We start from the raw sequence: 1,157 nt of genomic DNA, 5'->3' as shown, positions 1-1,157 counted from the left end.
AAACAAGGTAAGGCATCAGCACATGGTGAGCCATTAGGAGAAGAAAATATAAGAGCATTAAAAGAAAATCTAGGATGGCAATTAGAACCTGCATTCTATGTACCAGACGAAGTGTATACAAATATGGACAAGTATATTGGAGAAGGTGTATGGAAAGAAGAAAACTGGCATGAGTTATTTAAACAATATTCAGAAGCTTATCCAGAATTAGCAGATGAATATACTAAATGGATGAAGAATGAAATAGATAAAGAAGAATTATTAAACAATGATGAATTCTGGAGCTTTGATAAAGAAATGGCTACAAGAGAATCGTCAGGAATAGTTATAAATAGATTAGCTAATATAATTCCAAATTTAATGGGAGGTTCAGCAGATTTAGCGCCTTCAAATAAGACTTATATGAAAGACAAGGGAGACTTCTCAGCGGAAGATAGAAGTGGACAAAATCTTCATTTTGGAGTAAGAGAGCATGCAATGGCAGCCATTACTAACGGTATGTACGCTCATGGTGGACTTAAGGTATTCTGTTCAACATTCTTTGTATTTAGTGATTACATGAAAGGTGCAATGAGATTATCAGCTCTTATGAAATTACCAATACCATATGTCTTAACTCATGATAGTATTGGGGTAGGAGAAGATGGCCCAACTCACCAACCAATTGAACAATTAGCAGCACTTAGAAGTATGCCTAATATGGCAGTATTTAGACCAGCCGACTCAAAAGAAACAGCAGCCGCTTGGTATTACGCTGTAACTAATGGGGAAACACCAACATCATTAGTGTTAACAAGACAAAAACTACCACTATATGAAGGATGTCCAAAGAGAGCATTAAAAGGTGGTTATATAATAAAAGAATCTAAGAAAGAAACTCCAGATGTTATTTTAATGGCATCAGGTTCAGAAGTAGAACTTATATATAAAGCAGCAGATGAATTAGAAGTTAAAGGAATCGATGCAAGAGTAGTAAGTATTCCGTGTTTCGAATTATTTGATGCACAAGATGAAGATTACAAGGAAAGTGTACTTCCAAACTGTGTAAGAAAGAGAGTTGCAGTTGAAGCATTAACTTCATTTGGATGGCATAAGTATGTAGGTTTAGATGGAGAGATAATCTCACTTGATACATTTGGTGCATCAGGAAATGCAAA

Annotated in this window: 1 protein-coding gene; it reads left to right on the top strand. The window is 35.3% G+C overall.

Features of this window, described 5'->3' with window-relative positions; all coding sequences use genetic code 11:
* Positions 1 to 1,157, top strand: a 1,157-nt coding sequence (locus tag BN2920_RS00080) for a transketolase-like TK C-terminal-containing protein (RefSeq protein ID WP_276325915.1), incomplete at both ends; no start/stop codon positions are given.

It is taken from the genome of Clostridium neonatale (genome assembly GCF_001458595.1).
Classification (GTDB): domain Bacteria; phylum Bacillota; class Clostridia; order Clostridiales; family Clostridiaceae; genus Clostridium; species Clostridium neonatale.
The sequence above is the reverse complement of the archived record's forward strand: the minus strand, read 5'-3'. Positions and strand labels throughout refer to the sequence as shown.